Here is a 25,497-nt window from a genome sequence, read left to right on the forward strand (position 1 = left end):
ATTAACGTACTGCTAGGCATGGACGCCTCTTTCGCCAAGTCCACTCTGCACCGCTTCGGCTGCGAACGAGTAAAGCGCAATATCTTCATCAATCAAATCTGCAACGAGACCGATGTTTGCCAAGATCGAAGCCAACTCTGGCGCACCTGGTAACGTCTGCAACTCTGCCCCTTCGAATATCGGCGCACCTAGCAACGCGTCCAACAGAATTGAGAATTCGGCGAATCTTTCGCGTGTGCCGACCAGGTCGAACTGAGCAAGATTGTCCAGCGCGATACTAACACTTCGGCGTTGTACCTCCTCTTCCGGCGAGCAACCGAACGCCCTGGTCATAGGAGACCGGAGAAGGTTGTATTGCTCCGCGCTAAGTTTTCGAAAGCCCCCAAGCAAAGACTTCTCGCTCCCGAGATCAAGTCCATCGACAATGTTCAAGAGCGTCGTATGGCGCTTGAAAACAGAATTACCTAATGCCTTTTCGGACCATTTCTTCATGTGGACGAGAGCTATCAATCGCTCGGCGAGTTCTTCAAAGGGATCGCGCAATAATGCGGCCGTCACAAACCCTTTCTCGCGTGCAAGAGAGCCATGGCGCTGCCAACTCGGTTGACCTGAGACAAACAGTGAAGAAGTGAAATTGCCGATGATGGAACTGACGGTTTCCAATGGGAACCGATCGACAACAGGATATGCTAGGTCAAACATATCAATTACGCGGCGCATCAGTTTAACTTGGGGAATGGCTCCAACTTCCATAAGGAGAAGCCTCTTTTGCACGGATCGGGCGTTCGCGTTACGCCTGAAAATTGGCAGATCGCTTTCTACCTCCGCCAAGGTCAGTTCAGAAACATGAGTCAGATCGGGAATCAGCTGCCCGTCGATCTGGAACCCGACTAGCCCTGTACTGTGCAATCCGTGGTCGCGCAAATCCGGGCGAATTACATTCGCGTTGAATGTTATCGGAGCTTTGCCGGGGATTCGGATTACGAACTGCGGAACGTCAGCAGGATTGTCGAGGATAAGCCAACCTGAGATTGTGTGGCCCTGGTCTGAATCAATAGCAAAGTACATCTGCGTGATTATCTTTAGCTGGCCATATGGTCGCGAACAACGATCGATAGGCCCGCGACTGTGGCAGAAATCAGAAGACTAACCCCAAAAACTGATATCCACATAAGGAACCTCCTCGGGTACAGCGCTTCCTCAGCTAGCTGTGGCTCAATATACGTCAATAAATATGACCTCTGTCTCTCCAACGTCAACCTAGCCTGTTCATAGGCTGCGACTGCGGACGCATACTCCGACCGCGCAATCGACACCTCAGTATCCTTTTGCTGTATGCCTGTCGCCAATTCCGCCAGGTTTGAACCTTTGACGCTTGTCGACCGGCCTTGGCCAGCAATAGCGCCTTCATACGATTCGATCTGCGCCCGCAGAGAACTTGCTCGGCTCGTGAGCGACGCGAGTTGCGGAGCGTCAGTCGCTGTCGTGCTGATGACCATCTCCAATTTAGATAGCTCGAGCCGCAGCTCGGTTATCAATTCCGAATAGCCCGTCGCTGCCGTTTCAATATCGAGCACTCCAGCCTTATTCCGTGCATCTCTAAGCTCAGAAACCGCTTTGGACAGTTGGCCCTTCTTAGTTTCCACCTCCTCTTCCGCCCTGACCAATGCGTCGGTTTCATTCCGTCTCGTCAGTTTATTAACCATACGCTCGGAGGCCTTGACGACAGCTTCAGTCAAGGCGAGGCTGTCCTCTGCCGTAAACGCGCGCAACTTAATCGATATGAGACCTGAGTTCCTATCCACTGAGATATCGACTTGGTCCTTCCAATAATCGACAAAGTCCTCAATGGAATCACTGGGATCAAAACTCGCGATCAGATCCGCGCCGGCTTTGGAGAATATACCGGGAAGGTCGAATTGCGGCGAGAGCACGTCAACAAGGGCTCTGCTTTCGACATAGTCCGCTATAATTAGCCCATCTCGCGCTTGGCCTGTATCGACAAGGGCGCTAATCCCCGACATTTTAGACAGTCCAGCAATGGACATATCCTGGCCTGCTCGAACAGCAAAACGAGCCTCGGATACGTACTGATTGGCAGCGACAAAGCCATAATAAATCGTCGCCAAGGAAACGGGCAGCGCAAAAAACAGCACAAAGTTGAGTGCGATAAGCGCGTAAAAGTAGCGATCGCTTTGCCGCGCCCGAAATCCGCCCCCCCCACTTGTTACAGGGCGAGGAGTACGCGCCTTCCTTGCAGCACGCCTGAGTTCTATTGAGATGGCATTTGCAGTCTGGGCTGCGCCTTCGGACATTGCGGTAGTCGTCTTCTCAGCTACTGAAGCCATATTGCAAGCCTCCGTGCTCACTGATTCAATTTCTTGTATAGCTCGATAGCATCATCAATGTTGGAGAACTCATGAATTGCGCCGTGCGCCAATACGATCGCCCGCTTGCAGTAACTTCTAATGGTCTCCATTGAGTGTGAAACCATGATTATGTCCGAACGCTCTCGACGTTTGTCGAACTCCTCCAAACACCGCGCTTGGAAACGGGCGTCGCCAACGGCCGTGACCTCATCGATAAGGTAGCATTCAAAGTCTATAGCCATAGAGAGCCCGAATGCCAACCGTTGCATCATCCCAGATGAATACGTCTTAAACGGCTCGTCGATGTATGCCCCGATCTCAGCAAAGTCTTCGACAAAATCAACCACCTTTCGAGGATCATGACCGTACACGCGAGCGACAAATTGAACATTCTCTCGCCCTGTTAGCGCGCCATGTAACCCGCCAGCGAAACCGAGGGGCCAGGAGACACGTGCCTTGCGGGTGATTTTGCCCGAATTAGGGAGTTCCGTACCACCCAACATACGCATGGTCGTTGATTTTCCCGCACCGTTGATACCCAGGATCGCGTAAGAGGTACCAGCCCGAAACTCGGTCGTCACATGATCAAGAATGATCTTCGGACGCCCGCTCGTGCGGTAAAATTTGAAGACATTTGACAGGGCAATCATATTGACAACAGTTTTCCTCGAACAAAGTGCTCAAACAGGTACGGGGAGTTCAAGCGACTTGCATCCTGCTGTCTCACAGAGTCAACGCAAACATTATGGTGGCTCGTCAAACAAGTTTTTCGATCCACGTTAATGTTCGCTTCGCAGTCCATAGTCGAATGCCACAGGCTCGATCAACCCAGCCCATAAGCCGTACGAAGATTTTTAGCGCCAATTTATGACAAAATTGATTGAAACCCCAACAAATATCGTTCCGAGAAAAGCATCCGCTGCTGAACCAGGATGACCATCGCATCATAAACCGCGGTTGAGTTGCGGTTCACGATGCCAACCAATAGGCCTTGCGGCGAAAAAGCACTGCTGAGGACATGGCGGTTCAGCGACTCGGATCGTGCGCAAGCATTCGATCATCGGCTGAGGTTTTTGTATCAGAGAAGCCAATCTATTGCACTATGCGTTAAATCTTCGAAAAGATGGTGGTTTGGGCGATTGGCTTGTTATTAGGATTGGCGAACGTCCGCACCAGATCTCCACGCGCGATTGCCATCAATTCAACCGAATGTGCGGTGGCCGAAGCGCTAACATGTCGCGCCTCGCTATTACGCAGTAAATCGAGAATGGCGCACACCCAAGTATTCCGGTCATATGACAGCAGCAACTCTCCTAACTCGTCAGACGCGCCATAGGCCGGACCTGACGAGAACAATCCTGCAGCGCCGTACCGCGCAACATCAATTCGCTTGGTCGGCGCACGGCAATCATTCACCGGTGAAGGATCGAGTGGTATTAGCATGATATCGATGGTGCGATGGTTGGCATCCTCAAGATAGTCCTCCCAAGGTAGCGGCCTTCGGATCGATACACGTTCCATGCCGGCCCAAATCGATGCCGCTCGACCATCGGCGAAGACCTCGAATCGAGCCTGTGGGCGCTGCGCAAGGACGTCCGCGATGATCGGACGGAGAAATCGGTGTTCTTTGAGATGAACGCCAGTCGCATGGTATGCGATCAGAACCTGGTCTGAAGCCCGCTTTGAAGCGAGATCTGTTGTGCCTACCCGCTTCCACAACCTTTCCGGCGGCGCTGGAGGCAAGACCTGGGCTTCTTCAAGCCGCAAGGTCGAAGCCAAATGCGGCGTCGAGGCCCAGACAATATCGAGGTGACGATTGAGACGGCGTAGTGGCCAGAGCGCGCGATAGCAGAGACGTATACGGTAGAGAAAATCCGCATCATGGCCGGTCACCACGGCCGGTATATTATCATCGAGAAACAGTCCCACACCTGACAGCCGATCAGCATTGGTATCCAGCCAAGTCAGCACGTCAGGCGACGCATAGCGACAGATGATGATGAAAGCACTCTCTGAATCAAGGTCCGAAAGATTGCCATGCCTGATATCGACGGCCTGCGAAGGGGGCATGCCCGGCGCATTGAGCCGAGCGGCCAAATAATAGTCAAACGTCGGGTTCGGCATACGTCCGAAGACGATAATGTGCTTGACGGGCTTGCGCGGGCAACCTGTTGCACCACGTCGCAGTTTCGGCCGTGGCAGCTTGCGCTCAATCCATAGTGCGAGCCGTTCTCTGAAATCGATCATCCTGACGACCTCGGCGACAGATCGCGCGGGTGAGCCTGCAGAACGAGATCCTCTGCGATCAGCGAAAGGTTCGGGTTGTGGTATGGATCGTTCTGCAAGATAGCGCCCCACCGCTCGTACACGGTCTTTTCCTCGCGCGCGAAGCGGCGCAGCTTTTCCGGTGCATTGTCTGCACCTCGTGATACCGACTCTCTATGCAGCATGGCGCTATCGGGCGTCCAGATTATCTTCATGCCCGCTTGTCGCACCACCTTGACGCAGTAGTCCACATCATTGAACGCAACAGTGAGATTGTGCTCATCCATACCGCCGAGACGCGCCCACAGGCTCTTGCGCGTCAACAGGCAGGCTGCCGTGACCGCGGAGATCTCGCGTCGCTCTCGTAGCAGGCCATTATCCTCGCCTGATCGAGGGTGCAGGAAATGAAAGCTGTGGCGGGCAACGGTGCCGGCGCCAAGCGTCACGCCGCCATGTTGCACGTAGCCGTCAGGGAAAAATAAGAGGCAGCCCGCAGCACCGACATCTGGATCATTCAGTTCCCCGGCAAGATTGGCGAGCCAACCCGATTGCAATGGTTCAACGTCGTTGTTGAGCAGCAGGATGAGTTCGTGGCGCGATGCTTCGACGCCGCGATTGCAGGCCGTCGAAAAATTGAACGCGCCCGGGAGCGGCAGACGTCGGATACGCCCTGCCTCCTGATAACGGTTCATGAGGGCAAGCGCGGCGGGATCGCTGCTATCATTGTCGATGACGATTACATCCAGCTCGACGCCCTTGGTTCCTTCAAAAAGTCCGTTGAGACAGGCCTCCAGCAGGTCTGCCCGGTCGCGTGTCGGGATGATGACGCTGACCTTCGGCGTCTCAGCGTCCCGAGCCGGAGGCGCGACAGCTCTCGTCGCTCGTCGGTGGGGCGGGTTCCTGTGCAAAAGCACCCTTGGCACATGAAGAACCGCGCCTCGCCGCCCCGTTGCAGCTTTTGCGATCAACTCTCCAAACGGCATGTTTTCGAGATCGAGGCCATCAGGCAGATCGGCCAGGCGAACAATTGCTCCGTCCAACGGTAGCCAACCGGATTGCGCAAGCGGCGGGTTCCAGGCGGGTTTGAAGAACGGTAGGGTTCGCCGACCACGGCTATTTATGCGATCTTCGTCACAATACACCGCCGCGACCGCAGCCGAAAAGGCAAAAGGTCGGACCAGCCGTTCCAAGGCCCGAGGCGCCAGACGCATGCCGGCGGGAAGCCGCATCCAGAGTTGCGGTCGAGCCGAACCCGCATCTTCCATCGCGGCAACTTCATCGGCAGAAGCTTCGACATAATCGCCCCACGTCTGCTTCGCCAGTGAGGCGCGTGTCGCAGCTACTGCCTTCTCCGTACCTAGCCCGATCGATACGAGGACAATGGGTCTTACCGGCCAATTGTTCGGTGAATCCGGTGGCTCCGCCAGCTCCGCCGCCTCCTGAGCCTCTATCCATTCGTCGTAATCTGGTGCCGACAGGGCGTCGCACTGCCGGACGAAACGAAATTTAGCGCCTTTGACATTGCCCACCATGAGCAGGCGCAGGATGCGGAGCACGAACACGGGTCGCCGCAGCACGAGAAGCAGCGCGAGCTCGAGCAACGATAACCGACGCACACTGATCTCAGGGTTCGCTCTCCCTGATGCTTCTGCCGTCGCCTTATCGGCGAGAAGAGTGGCACCTTCGAGTTGCGCCGGCATCCAGCCGTAAAACCGTCCGCGGCCACGGCGATTGATCAGGAAGGAGCGGAAGACAGTCGCGGGCACGCAGTCCTTTCGATGCAACGCGATCTGCGGACGCCCCCCCAAGCGATGCTCCGGGTCGTGAACCGTGAGAACGATGGGACTGTCGGCATAACATTCAGGCGCCGCTTTGAGCGGCACCTCGAATTTATCCTGCGAAACGTCAGCCATCGTTCTCTATCTTGCAAGTCAGCGAAACCGGATTCGATATCCGCTTATGCCAGAGCCTAGAACGAAAATTAACTCGTAAATGTCCGCGACCGGAACAAAGGAAGGCGTAACGTTTCCGATCGTGGATCAGGCAGGATAGAGGCGTGACCGCTTGATCGACAACTTTCCGACTTGGCCGGACCTGACATCTGTCTCGGGCGCCACATCGAACTCCAGCGCCGTTCCGCCTTCCACGTTTGCGAGAACCCGTCTGCCGCCGGGTCGATCAAGCACTCGGACGATAGTTGCAGGTATGCCATCGCCCTCGGGACACCAGTCGACGTCGCCCGGCCGGAGGTAGATGTCGATTGGGCCGTCAAATGAAGTCGGGGCATCAACCGCGGTCTCGCCGATATAGGCTTGGCCGTCCCGAACGGTCGCCGATATGCGGTTCGCATCCCCTAAGAACCGCATCACAAACGCCGAATTCGGCTCACGGCACACTTCAGTCGGCGTTCCCTCCTGCACGATCCTGCCCTGATCGAGGATGACCACCCGGTCGGCGAGGTCCAGCGCCTCCTCCTGGTCGTGCGTCACGAACAGGGTCGTGATCCCGAGCTCATCGTGGATCTCGCGCAGCCAGCGGCGCAGATCGCGTCGGACGTTGGCATCGAGCGCGCCGAACGGTTCGTCTAGCAACAACACCTTGGGATCGACGGCAAGCGCGCGGGCCAGCGCCACGCGCTGACGCTGGCCGCCGGAGATCTGACCGGGGAAGCGGTCGCCGAGCCCTTCGAGCCTCACAAGGCGCAGAAGTTCTTCGACGCGCGTCGCAATTTCGGCCTTACTGCGCCTGATCTTGGAGACCTTCATGCCGAAGGCGATGTTTTCGGCCACCGTCATATGCGGGAACAGCGCGTAGTGCTGAAAGACGAAGCCGACGCCGCGGTCTCTAACGGGGATATCGGTCGCGTCCTGGTCGCCGAAATAGATGTGACCGCCGTCGGCATATTCGAGACCGGCCACCATGCGCAGGATCGTCGTCTTGCCGGAGCCGGAAGGACCAAGCAGCGCTACCAACTGTCCGCTCTCGATTTCGAGTGAGACGCCGTGCACGGCGCGGAACGTGTCGAAGGTTTTGACGACCTGATCGAGACGGATTTTCATGGGCGGGTTCCTGCATTCTGTTCTTTGGTAGCGGCAGCAAGCGCCGGCCTGCGGCCGGCACCGCGGCGCTCAAGCGCGACCTTGGCAATGATGGTGACGACGGCAAGCGTCGCGAGGATCGAGGCGGCGGCAAAGGCGCCCGCCGCCTGGTAGTCGTGATAAAGCAGCTCGATATGAAGTGGCAGCGTGTTGGTCTGGCCGCGAATATTGCCGGAGACGACCGAGACCGCACCGAACTCGCCCATGACACGCGCATTGCAGAGAACGACGCCGTAAAGCAGCGCCCATTTCACGTTGGGAAGCGTGACGGAGAAGAACGTGCGCCAGCCGGATGCGCCAAGCGATGTCGCCGCCTCTTCCAGGTCCCTGCCCTGCGCCTGCATCAGCGGAATGAGCTCGCGGGCGACAAACGGTGCCGTCACGAACATCGAGGCAAGGACGATGCCTGGCAGGGCAAACAGGATCTTGATGTCGGCCGCCTCAAGCATCGGGCCGAACAGCCCCTGCAGACCGTAGACAAAGAGATAGGCGACGCCGGCTACGATCGGAGAGATCGAGAACGGGATTTCGATTACGACGAGAAGAGCGCGCCGTCCCCAGAAATCGAACTTGGTGATCGCCCAGGCTGCGGCAAGGCCAAATGCTGTATTGATGGGCATGGCGATCAAGGCGGTGGCGACCGTCATGAAAATGGCGTGGCGCGTGTCCGGATGAGCGATGGTGGCGCCATAGGCCTTCAAGCCCTGGCCAAAGGCCTCGACGGCAATCACGATCAGCGGCGCGAGCACCAGAATGGCGCCGAAGAACAGCGTGGTTCCAATCAGTACGCGACGGATGATCGGTCCGTCGCCAACACGCGGCGGCTTGCGTCTGCTTGGCGTCATCGTCAGGACCTCGCGGTATAGCGCAAGGCCCGCGCCTGCAGCAGATTGGTGGCGGCCAGCATCAGGAACGCGGTGATCAACAGCACGGAGGCAATCGCGGCCGCCGCCTGATAGTCGTATTCCTCAAGCCGGATGAAGGCGAGCAACGCGGTGATTTCGGTTTCCATCGGCTGATTGCCGGCGATGAAGATGATGGCACCGAATTCACCCAGCGACCGGGCGAAGGAAAGTGACAGGCCCGCAAGCAAAGCCGGCATCAGCAAGGGCAGGATGACGCGCACGAAGATCGCGCGATCCGATCCGCCGAGAGATTGCGCGGCCTCTTCCAGTGCAGGATCGAGGTCTTCTAGCACCGGCTGCACCGTGCGGACGATGAAGGGCAGGCTGGTGAAGCACATGGCCACCATGATGCCGAGCGGGGTGTAGGCCACCTTGATGCCGAGAGGCGCAAGCAGCGCGCCGAACCAGCCGTTCGACGCAAAGAGCGTCGTCAAGGCGATGCCGGCAACGGCAGTCGGCAAGGCAAAGGGCAGGTCGACGATTGCATCGACGATCCGCCGCCCCGGAAAGCGGTAGCGAACGAGCACCCAGGCAAGCGCCAGGCCGAAGACGAGATTGAAGGCGGTGGCGACAAGCGCTGAAAGCACGGTGACGCGATAGCTCGCGACGGCGCGCGGCGACGACACAATCGCCCAATATTCGGCGGGTCCGAGGCTGGCCGCCTTGAAGACCAGAGCCGCCAAGGGCAGCACGACGATCAGCCCGACATAAAAGAGGGTGATGCCCAGCGACAGAGGAAGTCCGGGCAGAACATTGCGTTTCAAGTGATCGCCTCCACGGCGGCATTTCATTCATTCACGGCAGAACCCGGCGAGCAGAACTCGCCGGGCGAAAGGTTGGGCCTGTTATCGCCTGTTAGCGATTGCCGTAGATCTGGTCGAGCGCGGCACCGGCGGCGAAGTGTTCGTCCTTGATCTTGCCCCAACCGCCGAAGACATCCTCAACCTTGACAAGGCGGATCTCCGGAAACTGATCCTTGAACTCGGCCGCCACTTTCTCGTTGTGGACGCGGTGGCCATATTCGGCGGCGATCTTCTGACCCTCTTCGGTGTAGAGGAAATCGAGATAGGACTTTGCTAACTCGCGCGAGCCGCGTTTTTCCGCAACCTTGTCGACGACGGCGACCGGGAATTCCGCAAGCAGGCTGACCGAAGGCACGACGCTTTCGAACTTGTCGGTGCCGTACTGCTTGGCGATCGACCGGGTTTCCGCCTCGAAGGTGATGATCACGTCGCCGATTTCGCGCTCGACAAAGGTCGTGGTTGCAGCGCGACCGCCGGTATCAAAGACCGGAACGTTGTCGAAGATCTTCTTGACGAATTCGGTGACCTTGGCCGGATCGTCCTTGAATGCTTCCTTGGCATAGGCTGTCGCTGCCAGATAGGTGTAGCGCGCATTGCCCGATGTCTTCGGGTTCGGGAAGACGACCTTCACATCGTCACGGGCGAGATCGCCCCAGTCCTTGATGCCCTTCGGGTTGCCGGCGCGGACCAGGAAGGACGGGAAGGAATAAAAAGGCGACGCGTTGTTCGGAAATTCCTTCTGCCATCCCTCGGCGACAAAACCGTTCTTTGCCAGGAAGTCGATATCGGTCACCTGATTGAAGGTGACGACGTCAGCCTCCAGGCCCTCGACGATGGCGCGCGCCTGCTTCGAGGTGCCGGCGTGCGACTGGTCGACGGTGACACCCGGATGCGCCTTGATGAAGGCTTCATTCTCGGCTGCGAAAACTTCGCGCGCAACGTCGTAGGACGCATTGAGGAGGGTGGTCGGCGCGTCGGCGAAGGCCGGGCCACTCAGCAGCGCGACAAAGGCAGCGCCCGCGATCAGCAGTTTCTTCATGGGTATCTCCGGTGGAATAGAGGCGGCAGGTTGAGTGAAACCTAGCGGCCGTCACGGGAGACGACGAGGCACGGTGATCTGAGGTTGTTTCCCGAACGGGAAAAATCACCTAACGATCTCGGATATCAGAGAAAATGCCATTGTTGCCGGAGCCGCGATCTACCGATCGGAGGTTGTCGTTACTTCCTGCGCGGAAGACGTTTGCGACGGCCGCTTGAGGCTGATGGCCGGCGCCTCGCCCTCGAACGCCTCGACCCGGCGATCGTAGACAGGCGAGATCGTGCCGAGCACACGATCCCAGAAGGAGAAGTAGTTGGCGTAGTTGTATTTGAACTCGGCGTGATGCTGGTCGTGATAGGTGGTGCAGAGCAGCGGCCAGGGGTAGCGCGCCGTCGGCGAGGCAAAATATTCAAAGCCCGCATGCCCGAACGTGCCGTTGATCTGGTCGAACAGCCGGTGCGCCAGCAGGATAAGCGGCGGAAACGGCACCACAAAAGTGATGACGGCGTAGTAACCCTGCGACAGGGCGGTATCGACCAAGCCGATTGAATCATTGCTCCACACCGTCGGGGCGACGCTGCGGTGATGCAGAAGATGATATTTGTAGAACAGCTTGGTGTGCAGCAGCCGGTGCGCAAAATAGAACCACGCGTCGAACAGCACCATGCAAAGCAGGAAGAGCGGCACAGCCGTCCACCAGCTGAAGTCCCAGGGCGAAAACAGCGTCCATCCCTGATACTGGACGAAGAGGCCGATTGCGACTGATGTGCAGGTCACCAGGATGGACGCCATGCTCTGGCGGATCTCGACGGCTTTTCTTTTCTCGCCTCGCCGCCCCTTCTGGATACGACGTTCCGGGTTGCGGTCGTTCAGCCAGGTGATGCCATAGCCAAGTGCAAAATAGACGAGCACCGTGGCGGCATAGATAACTGCGAGAATGGCGAAAAAAGTCAGGGTACCCTGGACGAACGCGTTCAAGTGGAGATCCGGTGCTGCAGGTGTGAGATAAACAGACAGCCTGAATACACCAACCCGACCGCGCAAGGCAAGGCAAGCACCGGTCTACATACGCTCCAGATCCGCCAAGAACGCGTTCAGTTCGGATGTGTCGATCCCGACGAGATGGCCCTTCTCTGGATAGGCACCGGACCGCACGTCGGCGGCGAACTCCGAGTAAGCGGCAATACGTTCGCGTTGCAGCCGCTCATTTTCGGCGGCAAAGTTGCGGTAGATCTTGGCATGGCGAGGAACGTGGCCACGGGTGGCGCCGAGCACGTCGTCACTGAAGAGATATTGCGCGTCGCAGCCTATACCCGCTCCCATAGACAGCATCAGCATCGACGTCCTGGCGCTGATTGCCGTTGCAACCTCACCTGGCACCACTTCGATCTCGGCAGCAAAGGCGCCGGCCTCTTCCAGTGCCTTGACCTGCCGCCAGATTTCGAGCGCACTTGCCGCCGTCTTGCCGACCGCGCGAAACCCACCGGTCCAGGTGGCCTTGGAGGGAATGAGGCCGACATGGCCGCAGACCGGAATGCCCTCGTCGCGCATGCGGCGGACAGTAGAAAGGCTCGCGGCACAATAGACGGCATCCCCTCCCGCCTTCATCGCCTTGAACGCGGCGCGGATGTACTCGTCAGCGGTGACAAGGTCGCCGTATTCGAGGCCGGGAAAGGCAAAGCAGGTGGGCGCGACTTCGCGAAACTCCGGCCCAAGCAGGGCTGGCGGCACGGAGACAAGATCAATCCCGGCCATTTCGGCCGCCTCGGCCTCCTCAAGCGTTTCCACCCGCAGCATCGTCAACTGTCTCTTGCCCTTGATCGACAGGAGGTCGGCAACGGTGGGGCGGCGGTTTCGCATCGGGATCTCCGGATATCGGTTGTTGTTATGAATGAGGGAAATGCATCCCGCTTCAGGCGGCGAGCAGCGCCTTGAGTTTGGTTTCGGTCGAGCCAAGCGCCTGCGAACTTGGCCGCTTGCCGGCAGCAATCAGCATCTCGGCAAGGCGGATGTCACGCGCTACGGCGTTTCCCTTGCCTATGCCGCTGGCGCTGATCAGCCGGCCGCTGGCGTCAAGATGGAAGAGAATGAAGGCACCGTCGCCAAGGTCGCGCCGCACCACGGTCACAGCCCCTTCGGCGAGGCCTGCAATCTGCAGGGTGAGGTCGTATTGATCCGACCAGAACCACGGCACACTGTCGATCGGCTGCGCTGCACCCAAAAGATTGGCCGCGGCGAGCGTTCCCTGATCCTGCGCGTTGCGCCAAGCCTCAAGCCGTATGCGCCGGCCGCCATAATGTCCAAGCGGAAAGGAGCAGCAATCACCCGCCGCAAATATGTTGGGGTCGGAGGTGCAAAGCGTCTCGTCGACGGCAATGCCATTGTCAACGACAAGGCCTGCAGCCTCGGCCAAGGCCGTATTCGGCACGGCGCCAATGCCGACGACGACCATGTCGGCGACCAGGCTGTCGCCATCGCCTAGCTGAATGAGCGCCCTCTTCTCGCGCATCTCTATGCCAGCGATCCTGGCGTTGCAGCGGATATCGACGCCTTCCAGCCTATGTCTTTCGACGACGACGGCAGCGATTTCTTCCGGCACACCACGGGACAGAACGCGTGGCAGGCCCTCGAGGACAACGACCTCCGCGCCGAGCTTGCGGGCGGTCGCCGCCAGTTCCAGGCCGATAAACCCACCACCGATGATGGCAAGTGTGCTGCCAGGTGCGAGCTTCATGCGGATGGCAGCGGCATCGGCATGGGTTCGGAGCACGCGGACGAGCGGTGTGTTTTCGGGCTGCCCTGGGAACGACTTCGGCTTTGCACCGGTTGCGAGCAACAACCGATCGTAGGAAAGCTTACGTCCATCTGCAACTCGCACCGTCCTTTCGCCCCGATCGATGCCCTCAACAGGCGCGTCGGTGAGCACGGTGATCCGTGCGGACTGATAGCGGTCGAGCTCGGCGACATGTTTCGGACCCTGCGCATCGACCAAACCTTCCTTCGAGAGCGGTGGCCGTTCGTAGGGAAGATACGGCTCTGCACCGATGAGCGTGATCTCGCCCTCGTAGCCCTTTTCCCGAAGGCCGAACGCGGCCCGTGCGCCACACTCGCCGGCGCCGACGATGACGATGCTTTTCATATGCCTCTCCCGATGCTCGCGTTCAGCGCTAAGGGTCTGCGTTCAGGTCACCGCTATGAAAACACAGCCTGCCTCAACCTTGACCGGATAGGTCTTCAGGTTGACGCAGACGGGTGCGCCCTTGGCCTGGCCGGTCTTGTAGTTGAAGCGGCCATTGTGTTTCGGACATTCGATGATGTCGTCCATCACCAAGCCATCGGCGAGGTGGATATGCTCGTGGGTGCAGAGACCGTCGGTCGCGAAATATTCGTCGTCCGGACTGCGGTAGACTGCGAAGGTCCGCCCTTCATGATCGAAGCGGATGACATCCTCTTCGTCGATCTCATTGGCCGCACAGACCTCGATCCAGTTGTCGGTCATGGTTTTCCTCCCAATGTTGATTGTTGTCTGGCGTGCCTATTCGGCGGCATGCACCAGGCCATCGCTGTGAAATTCTTCGCGATACGGCTTTGCCGTCTGTGGCAGTGCGCGCTTGAGGAAGTAGTCTTCGTTCCTCAGTTGACGCAGGAACGCCGGGATCATCTCGCGATAGCCGTGAAGCATGGACGGGTTCGGTTCGGGCAAGTCATGCTTGATCATCGCGTGAAGCCGCGGCAGCGCATGATAAGGCACCATCGGGAACATGTGATGTTCGACGTGGTAGTTCATGTTCCAGTAGATGAAGCGGCTGATCGGGTTCATGTAGACGGTGCGGCTGTTCAGCCGGTGGTCCGTGACGTTGTCGGCAAGCCCGCCATGCTGCAGCAGGCCCGTCAGCACGTGATGCCATGCGCCATAGAGGCGCGGCAGACCGATCAGCATCAAGGGCAGGATCGAGCCAAGGTAGAAGGACAGGCCGATCGTGGCGAGATAGATCGCAAACCAGATGCGCGCGACGCGGATAGCCTTCGGCTGCTCCATTTCCGGAATGAAAGTCTTCTCGGCGGCACTGATGACGCCGAATGCGTTGCGGATCATGTCGGCCACCGCATGCCAGACATCGAGAATACCGAAGAAGTTCAGCACCAGCCGAAGCAGATCCGGTGGGCGCATGACGGCAATTTCAGGGTCCCGGCCGACAATGACCGTGTCGGTATGATGGCGGGTATGGCTCCAGCGCCAGGTCACCGGGTTGCGCATGATCATGAAGCAGGCGACCTGGTAGACGACATCGTTCATCCACATCGTCTTGAACGCCGTGCCATGACCACATTCGTGCCAGCGACTGTCGGATGCCGAACCGTAGAGGACGCCGTAAGCGAGAAAGAAGGGAACAGCCCACCATGTTCCCCAGAAGTAGACGCCGAGGCCACCGAAGAGGATGAGGCTGCCGAACCAGATGGCAGTATCACGAATGGCTGGACCATCTTCGCGCTTCATCAGTTCCTTCATCTGCTTGCGCGGGATCTCGGTGTGATACCACTCGGCCGCAGACAGCCCATTGGCGACGGCCGCCTGGGCGTCGCGCCCAAGCAGGCTGTAATCACGCTTTGTCGGAACCATCGCCATCCGTTCATCCTCCAGTAGTCGACCGCACGCCGCCGGCCATTTCTTGTCTCCTGGATCTGACGATAGTTGACTTTTGCAAGTTCTCAATGCAGTGATGATATATTCTCTCAAATACCATCAAGCATTGCATTTCATGAATGATAGAATCATTTCAGGGGCGGCCTATGAGCAACAGACCGACGATCGCCGATCTCGCCCGCGCCGCAGGCGTCAGCGTCGCCACCGTGGACCGCGTTCTCAACGGCCGACATCCGGTGCGAGACGAGACGGCGCGCCGGGTCTATGACGCCGCCAAGGGCATCGGCTATCACGCGGTCGGCCTGCTGCGTCAGCGGGTCTTCGAAGATCTGCCGCAGTACCGTCTCGGCTTCCTGCTGCAGAAACCGGAGCAGGCCTTTTATCAGATTGTCGCCAAGGAAATGGAGAACGCAGCCCTTGCGCTTTCAACCGTCCGCGCGATGCCACAGGTGGAATTCGTCGCCAACTCAACGCCAACTGGAATCACCGAGAAATTGCGAGCAATGGCCGCCCGCAATCAAGCGATTGCGCTTGTTGCGCCGGATTATCCTGCGGTGACAGCCGTCGTCGAAGAGTTGAAGGAGCGCGGGATCCCAGTCTTCTCGCTGCTTTCCGATTTTGCCGCCGGCGTGCGTGAAGGCTATGTCGGCCTGAACAATCACAAGGTCGGCAGGACCGCCGCCTGGATGATTGCCAAGGCAGCGAAGCGGCCCGGCAAGGTCGCGGCATTCGTCGGCAGCCATCGGTTTCTCGGCCATGAACTGCGCGAAATCGGCTTCCGATCCTATTTCCGCGAGCACGCCCCCGACTTCGAAGTGCTCGACACGATGGTCAATCTCGATACGGCCGAAATCACCCACGAAGCGACGCTCAATCTGTTGCAACGTCACCCGGATCTGATCGGCTTCTACGTCTGCGGCGGCGGCATGGAAGGTGCGATCTCGGCAATCCGCGAGGAAAAGCTCGAAGGCAAGCTGATCGCCGTCGTCAATGAGTTTACCCCGGAATCGCGCGCCGCACTCGCCGACGACGTAGTGACACTCGCGATCTCGACGCCGACCGCAGCCTTGGCCCGTGAGACGATCAGTCTGATGATACAGGCGATCGACAAAGGGCCAACAGGTGCACCCGGGCAGACCTTCCTGCCCTTTGATCTCTTCACGCCGGAGAACATCTGACGGCGAATTCCCGGCTTGACAAGAACGTCAGCCAGCCCGCCTCGTTGTGGCGATTTCTTCGACCAGGCAATCAATTGCCTGGAGCGGCTCCAGCACTTGCCACGTCTTTGGATGGCGATAGATGGGATAAAGGCTGAAAGCTGCGAACGCTAGCTGATCGACTGTGGGGCGTGCGGCTGCCCGCCGCGCATGCGCTACTTGCGCTCGATCTTCCACGCGGTCTTCTGTCAGTCCCCAACCTGCATAGAATGGCGTCGCATAACAACGAACGGGAAGACCCCGCAGAAGCGCATCGAATCCCATCTGGCTGGAGACGGTCCACACTTCGTCGACGACGGCGAGGATTGCGGCCGCAGAGACCTTGTCGGCCATAAGCGTCACGCCTGGCAATTTCGATGCCCGCTCGGTCATGTAGCCCTTGCGGTGACCGGCAATAACATCTGGATGCGTCCGAACGACAATCTGCGCGCCGGTTGCGAGTGCATCATCCAACATTCTGTCAAAGGCGGAAGCCGAACCGAGCGCCTTTTCGACGGAAACATCGCCAAAAACCTGATCGACGAGAAGGAGCCTGCGCCGTGTCGAGCGATCGAGCCGGGGCTCAGTGTGAGGGAGATTGTTGTACTTCGACAGCTTATGCTCAACCAGCGCCTCACGGATCGGCGCACCGACATCATGCGCAACGCCGCCAGCCGCATCGCGGACCAGCAATTCCAATCGCGAGGCGCGACCAGCATCGACCGGGAGAGCCATGTCATCGATGATAATCGAGATCGGGATACTGCCATCCTTGCCGAGACCGACGGAGCGCAGGAAACCATCCTCGAGATGCCAGTGCGGAAGTTGACGCAATCGGGCTATTCTCATTGCCGTTTTCGCCGGCAGCCGGCCACCCCATGACACGATGCCATCGAGCCCGGGCGCCAGCGTCGAACGAAGCGGCGCCTCGCCGAAATAGCGCCCCAGCCAAGGAAACGCCTTGTGCACGAAATACGTCGCCCCGAGCCTTGCACCCCATTTCGGGTGCCATGGACGGGCTTGCATTGCGGCTAGCGTAGGATTGTCGGACACGTTCACATTCTCACTCTGCCGGCCACCTCGGCACTTTGCGCCAAAAACCACCTTGCAGCGCCAAATGCAAACCGAACTTGCCCGATGACCGTCGCACGAGCACAGCTTTCGAGACCACCCCGCATCCGGCGCGCCGCAAGAGTTGTTACCAAGGTCGCGATGGAATGACTGGCCGATTGATTGAATCCCATCATCGATGGATGACAATCTTGCAGCAATGCAAGCGCTTTGACGAGACACTTTTCAGCCGCCGCCTAGCCATTGGCGATCTGCGCGAGTAGCTATAAATGGAATGAACGTTCCATTTATAGCTACCAACAGACCTAACCTGGAGGAGACATTCCCATGGCCGCCCTGCCCTTCGCACTCAACCACATGACCACGCCCGCCCTGCCGCTCGACGCCTACTTTGCCCTTGCTCGCTCGCTCGGCATGACGTCCGTCGAAATCCGCAACGACCTACCCGGCAACGCCATCCTGGACGGAGCGCCGGCGGCAGACGTGGCAGCGCTTGCCGGGAGACATGGCGTAACGATCATCTCCATCAACGCCCTGCAGCGCTTCAACGAATGGAACGAAACCCGTGCGGCCGAAGCCGACCACCTGATCTCCTATGCCAAAGACTGCGGGGCAAAGGCGCTTGTTCTCGTGCCTGTCAATGACGGCAGCGGCCAAGCCGATGGCGAGCGCCAATCCAACTTGAAGCAAGCACTTTCAGCCCTGAAGCCGATGCTCGATGCCGCCGGCGTCATCGGACTTGTCGAACCGCTCGGCTTCGAGATCTGCTCGCTTCGCTCCAAAACTGAAGCTGTTGATGCGATAAGGGCGATTGGCGGCGAAGGCACATTCCGTATTGTCCACGATACCTTCCACCACCATCTCGCTGACGAGCCGGCAATCCACCCTGATATGACCGGCCTCGTTCATATTTCCGGGGTTACCGACCGCAATGTGGCGATCGCCGATCTGCGCGACTCTCATCGCGTTCTGGTCGACCAGAATGACACCCTCGACAATGTCGGACAGATCAGGCGCCTGCTGGCGGCGGGCTATGCCGGTCCGTTCTCGTTCGAACCTTTTGCCGATGAGGTCCACGGACTTGCCGACCCCGTCACCGCCCTCAATGCCAGCATGACTCACATTGAAGCAGGGCTCTGACACGCGGCACCATCGATCACTGGAAAACGAAGCGAGACGCCGAAAGACACTCTTGACGGCGTCCGCATAAAATGGAATACATATTCCGTAATTGCAAATCACTGGTTCTTTTATTCCGTTTTGATTGGAGCGTAGCGGGAGTACCGCTTCCGATCAGGGATCGACGCAACCCGTTGTGGTCAGCGTTTCCGGCTGGAGAAGGTGTGGCCGGGCACCGAATGTGGAGGAGAAAGACAATGAAAAAGTTCCTGCTGGGTACAGCCATGGCTGTCATGATGTCGACGGCGGCGCATGCCGAAACCATCGGCGTCTCCATGGCGCAGTTCGACGACAACTTCCTGACGGTCCTGCGCAACGGCATGTCCGACTACGCAAAGACGCTCAGTGGCGTCGACCTGCAGATCGAAGACGCCCAGAACGACGTGTCGAAGCAGCAGAGCCAGATCCAGAACTTCATCGCTGCTGGCGTCACCGCCATCATCGTCAACCCTGTCGATACCGACGCAACTGCCGCCATGTCCAAGATTGCAGCGGACGCCGGCATCCCGCTCGTCTACGTCAACCGCGAGCCTGTCAACGTCGATACCCTGCCGGAAAAGCAGGCCTTCGTCGCCTCGAACGAACAGGAATCCGGCACGCTGCAGACCCAGGAAATCTGCAAGATGCTCGGTGGCAAGGGCAAGGCCGTCGTCATGATGGGCGAGCTCTCCAACCAGGCCGCCCGCATGCGCACCAAGGACATCCATGACGTTCTCGCGACCGAAGCATGCAAGGGCATCGAGATCGTCGAAGAGCAGACCGCCAACTGGTCGCGCACTCAAGGCTCTGACCTTGTCACCAACTGGCTTTCTGCCGGTCTGGAATTTGACGCGGTGATCTCCAACAACGACGAAATGGCGATCGGCGCAATCCAGGCGCTCAAAGCCGCTGGCCGTTCGATGGACAGCGTCGTTATCGGCGGCATCGACGCAACCCAGGACGCGCTTGCTGCAATGGCGGCAGGCGACCTCGACGTGACCGTGTTCCAGAACGCGGCCGGCCAGGGCAAGGGTTCGGTCGACGCCGCCCTCAAGCTCGCCAAGGGCGAAGCGATCGAGAAGAAGGTCTACATCCCCTTCGAGCTCGTCACCAAGGACAACATGGCCAGCTATCAGGCCAAGAACTGATCCGTTTTGCATCGAGAGCGCGGGATATCCCCGCGCTCTCATTCAAAAACAGTCCCGCGGCAGCTGCGCTGATCCTGTAGACTAGCGCCTGCGGAGAGAATGCTGGTTGACCCACCGGCTGCGAGGACTTTTCCGCGAAAGCCGGAATTGACGGGGAGGCAATGACCATGACGCTCAGTCCGACAACGATGGCCGCCGTGCGCGCCAGCGGCGCCGTACCCAATGCCGAATACCTTCTCAATGTCGAAGGCATTCGCAAGGAATTTCCAGGTGTCGTCGCACTCGACGACGTGTCCTTCCGGCTGAAGCGCGGCACCGTCCATGCGCTGATGGGCGAGAACGGCGCCGGCAAATCGACACTGATGAAGATCCTTGCCGGGATCTACACGCCCGACAAGGGCGAGGTGCAGCTGAAGGGTGTCGACATCCGGCTGAAGTCACCGCTCGACGCGCTCGAAAACGGTATCGCCATGATCCATCAGGAGCTGAACCTGATGCCGTTCATGACGGTCGCCGAGAACATCTGGATCCGGCGCGAGCCGAAGAACCGCTTCGGCTTCGTCGATCATGGCGAGATGCGCCGCATCACCGCCCGGCTGTTCGACCGCCTGAACATCAAGCTCGATCCGGAGATCGAGGTGCGCCACCTCTCGGTCGCCAATCGCCAGATGGTCGAGATCGCCAAGGCGGTCTCCTACGAATCCGACGTGCTGATCATGGACGAGCCGACCTCGGCTCTGACGGAGCGCGAAGTCGCGCATCTGTTCGAGATCATCCGCGACCTGCGCTCACAGGGCATCGGCATCGTCTACATCACCCACAAGATGAACGAGCTGTTCGAGATCGCCGACGAGTTCTCGGTCTTCCGAGACGGCAAGTACATCGGCACGCATGCCTCGAGCGACGTCACCCGCGACGATATTATCCGCATGATGGTCGGCCGCGAGATCACCCAGATGTTCCCGAAGGAAGAGGTGCCGATCGGCGACGTGGTGCTGTCGGTCAAGAACCTCACGCTCGAAGGTGTCTTCCGTGACGTCTCCTTCGACGTGCGCGCCGGCGAGATCCTTGGGATTGCCGGCCTCGTCGGCTCCGGCCGCTCGAATGTGGCAGAAACCCTCTTCGGCGTGACACCTGCAAGCTCGGGTACGATCGCCATCGACGGCAAGGCGGTCACGATCGACAGCCCCAACACAGCCATTCGCAACCGCATGGCGTTCCTGACGGAAGACCGCAAGGACACTGGCTGCCTGCTGATCCTCGACGTGCTTGAGAACATGCAGATCGCCGTTCTGCAGGACCGCTTCGTCAAGGGCGGCTTCGTCGCGGAGAAGGACATCAGCGCGGCCTGCGAAGAGATGAGCCGCAAGCTCCGGGTTAAGACGCCCAATCTGCAGGAGCGCATCGAGAACCTGTCCGGCGGCAACCAGCAGAAGGTGCTCATCGGCCGCTGGCTGCTCACCAACCCGCGCATCCTGATCCTCGACGAGCCGACGCGCGGCATCGATGTCGGAGCGAAGGCGGAAATTCATCGTCTTGTCACCGAACTCGCGCGCAACGGTGTCGCCGTCATCATGATTTCCTCGGAAATGCCGGAGGTGCTGGGCATGAGCGATCGCATCATGGTGATGCATGAAGGTCGCGTCACCGGCATCCTCGACCGTGCCGAGGCAACCCAGATCAGGGTCATGGAACTCGCCGCCAGCTGAGCGCGCACCGACGGACAAAAGGGAGGAACAAACAATGGAAACCAATGTCGCCGCACAAGGCACAGGCTCGGCCGTTCCGGCCGCCAAACGCCGGATGCCGCCCGAATTCAGTATCTTCCTGGTGCTGATCGGTATCGCGCTCGTCTACGAAATCCTTGGCTGGATCTTCGTCGGGCAGAGCTTCCTGTTGAACCCGCAGCGCCTGACGATCATGATCCTGCAGGTCGCCGTGATCGGCATCATCGCCGTCGGCGTGACCCAGGTGATCATCACCGGGGGCATTGACCTGTCCTCCGGCTCCGTCGTCGGTATGACCGCGATGTTTTCGGCAAGCGTGGCGCAGGCCTCCACCTGGCCGCGTGCCCTCTATCCCTCGCTCACGGACCTGCCCGCCATCGTGCCGATCGGGCTTGGCATCGGCGTCGGTCTCATTGCCGGCCTCATCAACGGTCAGCTGATCGCGCGAACGAAAATCCCGCCCTTCATCGCCACGCTCGGTATGATGGTTTCCGCACGCGGCATCTCCAAGTGGTACACCAAGGGTCAGCCGGTTTCGGGCCTTACGGAGCAGTTCAATTTCATCGGCACGGGCATCTGGCCCGTGATCGTCTTCCTGGTCGTTGCCATCATCTTCCACATAGCGTTGCGCTACACCCGCTACGGCAAGTTCACCTATGCGATCGGCGCCAACGTTCAGGCAGCCCGCGTCTCCGGCATCAATGTGGAAGCGCACCTGATCAAGGTTTACGCGATCGCCGGCATGCTGGCAGGCCTTGCGGGCGTCGTCACGGCTGCCCGCGCCCAGACGGCGCAGGCCGGTATGGGCGTCATGTACGAACTCGACGCGATCGCGGCGACCGTCATCGGCGGCACATCGCTGACCGGCGGCGTCGGCCGCATCACCGGCACGGTCATCGGCACGATCATCCTCGGCGTCATGACCTCCGGCTTCACCTTCCTCAGGGTCGACGCCTACTATCAGGAAATCGTCAAGGGTCTGATCATCGTCGCCGCCGTCGTCATCGACGTCTATCGACAGAAGAACCGCAAGAAAGCCTGATCTTCCAAAGAAGTCCTCTCCTCCCAGTGAGCCACCTGGCCGGGATGATGAAAATCATCCCGGCATTTTTATCGCGGCCGGCCACAAGCAAACCGAGCTATTGGAGCCTGATAGGAACCGGACCCTAATTCCGATTGCTATGCGCTCTGATCGTCATGAGCCACGCGTGTTGACCGCAATAGCGCTCGGACCTGTTTGAAGTTGGCTCACGGCGTCGCGAGCTCGTGTCCAGCGAAGTGGTGTTGTTCGGCGCGGGCACAGCCGCTCGCGAGCGCGCCCCAATCGCGCTGGAGCGAGTGAGGGGCTGTGCGGGCAGCCCTCGATGTTTTCGACCGGCAACGGCTGTTTCAGGAAGCGACCCTCCCGGCACCCTGCAGCCCCGGCTTTGAACGAGGCGAGCAACCGAGCAACGTCGTCGACGCTCACTTGCGCAAACCCGTAGGAGGAGTAGCCGACGGCCCCCATCGGCGGCGACATTTAGGGGCAAACGAATTCCTCAACTACGGTTTGCAGGTTCGAAAACGCCTGTGGTGAAGCGACCGGCACAGGTCAGAATCGAGAGAGGGAGTTCGCTAGAACCGTGGGGTACGTGAAGGTCGAATATCCCGACCCCGGTCTACTCGAAAGTCCTGCTGTCGAACAGACCCTCGTCATCGAACTCTGGGGGCTCCGTAGGTGAGCCGCCAAAATTGAACTGATGCAGATGGCTAGCGGTCCAGCCGAAGGCGGCCTCCAGGATCTCGTGAAGTTGGGCACGATTAAGAGTGATTGGCAGTTCGAGAGTCGGCTGATCTGGGGCTCGATACCGAGGATATGAACCTCGGCGCGCACAATGAAACTTTCCGGATCGAGGGGGTGAAGACTGCCGTAGGTCATGTCGCGTTTGGTTGTCTGGGGCAATGGATCCGGCAATCGATGTTGGCCAAATCTTTCTCACATACGAGTGCCGCCAGCAGTAACGCCGTGCTGCGTTGACCGATAAACCCGCGTGGCGTCGTGCTAATCGACGGGTTGATCCAGCGCAACGTTGCCTGTCGCCAGAGACTGTAAAGTTACAGGTGTTAGGGCTGGAGGGACGAATGGAGAAAGGCGTTCAGGTTAGCGGCGACCGCAGCGCCGGAAGTGCGCTCAAACCACAATTGGAAAGGCTTATCCTTGGCGTCATTCAGACTGGCGTAATCTGTGGCCGGTCCACCGATCCAATACTGACCATAGGGATCGTCGGCGCATATTTGAAGAATGTGTGCCTGAAATGAGAATCTCGCGGCTTGCGGAGTTGGATGACAATTCCATCATTACGGCCGACATGGTTATCGTGGGGGCTGGCCCTACTGGACTGACAATCGCTGAACAGTGTTCGGGACCGGGCAGAAAGGTGCTGGTCGTAGAGAGCGGGGAAGAACTCGAGACCCCTGAGCATTCGGCGCTCAATGAAGTTGAAAACATCGGCGAGCTTCAAACCGAGGCACAGATCCGCAAGAGAACAGAATTTCATGGCTCGCAAGCCAGGTTCTGGTCACCTGAGGTGCAGCCTTTCGGCGTTCGGTGCAGGGCGTTTGGGGGGTCAACGCACGCGTGGGCCGGGAAATCGGCTCCGTTTGATGAACTCGACTTCATGGCGAGAAGCTGGGTGCCGCATTCCGGATGGCCGATAGATCACCGGCACATCACGCCCTATCTCCTGCGGGCGATGGATGTCTTGAACCTCAGCCCGAAGCAACCGCCGGGACGCTTCGACAAGGAAGGTCTGCATTCATTCTATTGGCAGTTTGCTCGTTCGCGCATCGATCGCCTTGACATCATGCGGTTCGGCCAAGAGGTCCTGGCTCGCCGCCCTGCCAATATGCATGTTCTTCTTGACGCGACGGTGAGATGCGTGGGCCTGAACGGCGAAGGATCCAAGTTTTCGCACATAGACGTTGTGAGCGTGAGTGGCAAATGCGCTCGCATCAACGCCACATTCTGTGTGCTGGCCTCCGGCGGAATTGAGAATGCCCGGTTGTTGCTAGCGTCCAATGATGTCTGTTCAAAAGGCATAGGCAATCACTTCGATGTCGTCGGGCGATACCTGATGGATCACGTTGCAGCACGTGTTGGAAGATTCCAGACTGATCAAATTGCGGAGCTAACAAAGCTCTTCGGCTTCTACGGGCTCCACCATGAGAATCGTGCGCACATGTTCGCGCACGGCCTGGCTCTTACTCCAGAGGTGCAAGAGCGCGACCAGATCTTAAATGCCGCTGTCTTCTTCTCAACTGAACGTGCCCCTGACGATCCATGGGTTGCCTTGAAGAAGCTTTTGAACTCGCGCAGCTCGAATGTCGGACGGGATTTGCTCTCAGTTGTTTCCGGGTCCGGCTTCATTGCCAGAGGGATCGGCATGAAAATCCTATCGGACACCCGAACACCCAAGATCATCAAGGATCTCATCGTGAACGGCGCGATCCTGATTTCACCCAATCTCGTTGCCGAAGAGTTCCAGTCTCGTGGGCTGCCACACAAGTTGTCCGGCTTGAGAATAGAAGCGATCTGCGAACAGGCGCCGGATCCCTCAAGCAGGGTAACTCTCAGCGAGAGAACGGACCGTTTCGGCGTGCCACTGGCCAAGATCGATTGGCGCATTGGCGATCTCGAACGCAAGACATTGCTCAAAATTGCCGAGTTGTCGCACTCGGCCCTCGCTCGAGCCGAGCTGCCCACCCCGACCCTTGCATCCTGGGCAGACAAACAGCGGCCCCAAGATCTCGTCATCATCGACATGGCGCACACGCTTGGCACGACGCGCATGGCGTCCGACCCGAAGAAGGCGGTCGTCGACCCTGACTGCAGAGTTCACGGCGTGGAGAACTTGTATGTTGCTGGCGGCTCGGTGTTTCCGACCAGCGGTCACGCCAATCCCACATTGATGATCCTTGCGCTCGCAATGCGACTGGCTGATCACCTGAATTTGAAGGTGGCGCGAAACTGCGCGTATCAAACGTCGTAACGTTTTCGCGTCCAGCGACCTGGGAGGCGCGGGTAACGTCCAGCC

22 protein-coding genes are annotated in these 25,497 nt (G+C 58.9%); 6 read left to right on the top strand and 16 right to left on the bottom strand.

Annotation, left to right across the window (positions count from 1 at the left end):
* Positions 1–12 precede the first annotated feature (12 nt).
* From AC1Q80_RS15120 to AC1Q80_RS15185, 14 genes are all read right to left on the bottom strand, one after another.
* Positions 13–1,068, bottom strand: coding sequence for a hypothetical protein (locus AC1Q80_RS15120; RefSeq protein WP_492360937.1), 1,056 nt, complete (start codon positions 1,066–1,068; stop codon positions 13–15).
* 14 nt (positions 1,069–1,082) lie between these two features.
* Positions 1,083–2,348: a KpsE/RkpR family capsule polysaccharide export protein gene (locus AC1Q80_RS15125; RefSeq protein WP_492360938.1), complete on the bottom strand. Its 1,266-nt coding sequence runs from the start codon at positions 2,346–2,348 to the stop codon at positions 1,083–1,085.
* Positions 2,349–2,365: 17 nt separating this feature from the next.
* A complete protein-coding gene (locus AC1Q80_RS15130) occupies positions 2,366–3,019 on the bottom strand; it encodes an ABC transporter ATP-binding protein (protein ID WP_176353366.1) in 654 nt (217 codons plus the stop codon).
* Positions 3,020–3,476: 457 nt separating this feature from the next.
* A complete protein-coding gene (locus tag AC1Q80_RS15135) occupies positions 3,477–4,616 on the bottom strand; it encodes a glycosyltransferase family protein (RefSeq protein ID WP_492360939.1) in 1,140 nt (379 codons plus the stop codon).
* Positions 4,613–6,547 (bottom strand): glycosyltransferase family 2 protein, encoded by a 1,935-nt coding sequence (locus AC1Q80_RS15140; RefSeq protein WP_492360940.1) that lies wholly within the window; start codon positions 6,545–6,547, stop codon positions 4,613–4,615. The genes AC1Q80_RS15135 and AC1Q80_RS15140 overlap by 4 nt, the downstream gene beginning before the upstream one ends.
* 126 nt (positions 6,548–6,673) lie before the next feature.
* Positions 6,674–7,693: a sulfate/molybdate ABC transporter ATP-binding protein gene (locus tag AC1Q80_RS15145; RefSeq protein ID WP_492360941.1), complete on the bottom strand. Its 1,020-nt coding sequence runs from the start codon at positions 7,691–7,693 to the stop codon at positions 6,674–6,676.
* Complete coding sequence (gene cysW, locus AC1Q80_RS15150; RefSeq protein ID WP_492360942.1) at positions 7,690–8,577, bottom strand: sulfate ABC transporter permease subunit CysW; 888 nt, start codon at positions 8,575–8,577, stop codon at positions 7,690–7,692. The genes AC1Q80_RS15145 and cysW overlap by 4 nt, the downstream gene beginning before the upstream one ends.
* A gap of 2 nt (positions 8,578–8,579) precedes the next feature.
* A complete protein-coding gene (cysT, locus tag AC1Q80_RS15155; protein ID WP_492360943.1) occupies positions 8,580–9,428 on the bottom strand; it encodes a sulfate ABC transporter permease subunit CysT in 849 nt (282 codons plus the stop codon).
* A gap of 64 nt (positions 9,429–9,492) precedes the next feature.
* Positions 9,493–10,479 carry a thiosulfate ABC transporter substrate-binding protein CysP gene (gene cysP / locus AC1Q80_RS15160; protein ID WP_492360944.1) on the bottom strand — a complete coding sequence of 329 codons (987 nt, stop codon included), beginning with the start codon at positions 10,477–10,479 and terminating at the stop codon, positions 9,493–9,495.
* A gap of 159 nt (positions 10,480–10,638) precedes the next feature.
* Complete coding sequence (locus tag AC1Q80_RS15165; protein ID WP_492360945.1) at positions 10,639–11,457, bottom strand: sterol desaturase family protein; 819 nt, start codon at positions 11,455–11,457, stop codon at positions 10,639–10,641.
* An 84-nt stretch (positions 11,458–11,541) separates the two neighbouring features.
* Positions 11,542–12,339 carry a 3-methyl-2-oxobutanoate hydroxymethyltransferase gene (locus tag AC1Q80_RS15170; RefSeq protein WP_492360946.1) on the bottom strand — a complete coding sequence of 266 codons (798 nt, stop codon included), beginning with the start codon at positions 12,337–12,339 and terminating at the stop codon, positions 11,542–11,544.
* A gap of 52 nt (positions 12,340–12,391) precedes the next feature.
* Positions 12,392–13,618, bottom strand: coding sequence for an NAD(P)/FAD-dependent oxidoreductase (locus tag AC1Q80_RS15175; RefSeq protein WP_492360947.1), 1,227 nt, complete (start codon positions 13,616–13,618; stop codon positions 12,392–12,394).
* Between the two features lie 42 nt (positions 13,619–13,660).
* Complete coding sequence (locus AC1Q80_RS15180; RefSeq protein ID WP_492360948.1) at positions 13,661–13,978, bottom strand: MocE family 2Fe-2S type ferredoxin; 318 nt, start codon at positions 13,976–13,978, stop codon at positions 13,661–13,663.
* Positions 13,979–14,014: 36 nt separating this feature from the next.
* Positions 14,015–15,106, bottom strand: a complete 1,092-nt coding sequence (locus AC1Q80_RS15185; RefSeq protein ID WP_492360949.1) for a fatty acid desaturase family protein — start codon at positions 15,104–15,106, stop codon at positions 14,015–14,017.
* 164 nt (positions 15,107–15,270) lie between these two features.
* Between AC1Q80_RS15185 and AC1Q80_RS15190 the strand changes: the two genes are divergently transcribed.
* Entirely contained in the window at positions 15,271–16,302 is a 1,032-nt protein-coding gene (locus tag AC1Q80_RS15190) for a LacI family DNA-binding transcriptional regulator (RefSeq protein ID WP_492360950.1), read from the top strand.
* 27 nt (positions 16,303–16,329) lie between these two features.
* Here AC1Q80_RS15190 and AC1Q80_RS15195 read toward each other — a convergent pair whose 3' ends face one another.
* Entirely contained in the window at positions 16,330–17,346 is a 1,017-nt protein-coding gene (locus AC1Q80_RS15195) for a capsular polysaccharide export protein, LipB/KpsS family (RefSeq protein WP_492361081.1), read from the bottom strand.
* 372 nt (positions 17,347–17,718) lie between these two features.
* On the opposite strand from AC1Q80_RS15195, the gene AC1Q80_RS15200 reads away from it, so the two are divergent.
* The 4 genes from AC1Q80_RS15200 to AC1Q80_RS15215 all read left to right on the top strand — a co-directional run bounded on the left by AC1Q80_RS15200 (position 17,719) and on the right by AC1Q80_RS15215 (position 22,466).
* A complete protein-coding gene (locus AC1Q80_RS15200; protein WP_492360951.1) occupies positions 17,719–18,531 on the top strand; it encodes a TIM barrel protein in 813 nt (270 codons plus the stop codon).
* Positions 18,532–18,767: 236 nt separating this feature from the next.
* Positions 18,768–19,697, top strand: coding sequence for a sugar ABC transporter substrate-binding protein (locus AC1Q80_RS15205; RefSeq protein WP_077505057.1), 930 nt, complete (start codon positions 18,768–18,770; stop codon positions 19,695–19,697).
* Between the two features lie 167 nt (positions 19,698–19,864).
* Entirely contained in the window at positions 19,865–21,406 is a 1,542-nt protein-coding gene (locus AC1Q80_RS15210) for a sugar ABC transporter ATP-binding protein (protein ID WP_492360952.1), read from the top strand.
* Between the two features lie 34 nt (positions 21,407–21,440).
* The gene (locus AC1Q80_RS15215; RefSeq protein WP_492360953.1) at positions 21,441–22,466 is read left to right on the top strand and encodes an ABC transporter permease; all 1,026 of its coding nucleotides are present in this window, start codon (positions 21,441–21,443) and stop codon (positions 22,464–22,466) included.
* A gap of 616 nt (positions 22,467–23,082) precedes the next feature.
* Here the strand turns inward: AC1Q80_RS15215 and AC1Q80_RS15220 are convergent.
* Positions 23,083–23,403 (bottom strand): IS1096 element passenger TnpR family protein, encoded by a 321-nt coding sequence (locus tag AC1Q80_RS15220; protein WP_492360954.1) that lies wholly within the window; start codon positions 23,401–23,403, stop codon positions 23,083–23,085.
* Between the two features lie 339 nt (positions 23,404–23,742).
* On the opposite strand from AC1Q80_RS15220, the gene AC1Q80_RS15225 reads away from it, so the two are divergent.
* Positions 23,743–25,452 carry a GMC oxidoreductase gene (locus AC1Q80_RS15225; RefSeq protein ID WP_492360955.1) on the top strand — a complete coding sequence of 570 codons (1,710 nt, stop codon included), beginning with the start codon at positions 23,743–23,745 and terminating at the stop codon, positions 25,450–25,452.
* Positions 25,453–25,497: the final 45 nt, after the last annotated feature.

This window comes from Ensifer sp. GW823-FHT05D09 (genome assembly GCF_058795755.1).

Excerpts from the sequence above, each read along its gene's own strand:
- AC1Q80_RS15140 (WP_492360940.1), bottom strand. The coding sequence starts at position 6,547 with ATGGCTGACGTTTCGCAGGATAAATTCGAGGTGCCGCTCAAAGCGGCG.
- cysP (WP_492360944.1), bottom strand. The coding sequence starts at position 10,479 with ATGAAGAAACTGCTGATCGCGGGCGCTGCCTTTGTCGCGCTGCTGAGT.
- AC1Q80_RS15175 (WP_492360947.1), bottom strand. The coding sequence starts at position 13,618 with ATGAAAAGCATCGTCATCGTCGGCGCCGGCGAGTGTGGCGCACGGGCC.
- AC1Q80_RS15120 (WP_492360937.1), bottom strand. The coding sequence starts at position 1,068 with ATGTACTTTGCTATTGATTCAGACCAGGGCCACACAATCTCAGGTTGG.
- AC1Q80_RS15135 (WP_492360939.1), bottom strand. The coding sequence starts at position 4,616 with ATGATCGATTTCAGAGAACGGCTCGCACTATGGATTGAGCGCAAGCTG.
- AC1Q80_RS15200 (WP_492360951.1), top strand. The coding sequence starts at position 17,719 with ATGGCCGCCCTGCCCTTCGCACTCAACCACATGACCACGCCCGCCCTG.
- AC1Q80_RS15205 (WP_077505057.1), top strand. The coding sequence starts at position 18,768 with ATGAAAAAGTTCCTGCTGGGTACAGCCATGGCTGTCATGATGTCGACG.
- AC1Q80_RS15170 (WP_492360946.1), bottom strand. The coding sequence starts at position 12,339 with ATGCGAAACCGCCGCCCCACCGTTGCCGACCTCCTGTCGATCAAGGGC.
- AC1Q80_RS15185 (WP_492360949.1), bottom strand. The coding sequence starts at position 15,106 with ATGGCGATGGTTCCGACAAAGCGTGATTACAGCCTGCTTGGGCGCGAC.
- cysT (WP_492360943.1), bottom strand. The coding sequence starts at position 9,428 with ATGAAATGCCGCCGTGGAGGCGATCACTTGAAACGCAATGTTCTGCCC.
- AC1Q80_RS15145 (WP_492360941.1), bottom strand. The coding sequence starts at position 7,693 with ATGAAAATCCGTCTCGATCAGGTCGTCAAAACCTTCGACACGTTCCGC.
- cysW (WP_492360942.1), bottom strand. The coding sequence starts at position 8,577 with ATGACGCCAAGCAGACGCAAGCCGCCGCGTGTTGGCGACGGACCGATC.
- AC1Q80_RS15125 (WP_492360938.1), bottom strand. The coding sequence starts at position 2,348 with ATGGCTTCAGTAGCTGAGAAGACGACTACCGCAATGTCCGAAGGCGCA.
- AC1Q80_RS15195 (WP_492361081.1), bottom strand. The coding sequence starts at position 17,346 with ATGCAAGCCCGTCCATGGCACCCGAAATGGGGTGCAAGGCTCGGGGCG.
- AC1Q80_RS15215 (WP_492360953.1), top strand. The coding sequence starts at position 21,441 with ATGGAAACCAATGTCGCCGCACAAGGCACAGGCTCGGCCGTTCCGGCC.
- AC1Q80_RS15130 (WP_176353366.1), bottom strand. The coding sequence starts at position 3,019 with ATGATTGCCCTGTCAAATGTCTTCAAATTTTACCGCACGAGCGGGCGT.
- AC1Q80_RS15190 (WP_492360950.1), top strand. The coding sequence starts at position 15,271 with ATGAGCAACAGACCGACGATCGCCGATCTCGCCCGCGCCGCAGGCGTC.
- AC1Q80_RS15210 (WP_492360952.1), top strand. The coding sequence starts at position 19,865 with ATGACGCTCAGTCCGACAACGATGGCCGCCGTGCGCGCCAGCGGCGCC.
- AC1Q80_RS15180 (WP_492360948.1), bottom strand. The coding sequence starts at position 13,978 with ATGACCGACAACTGGATCGAGGTCTGTGCGGCCAATGAGATCGACGAA.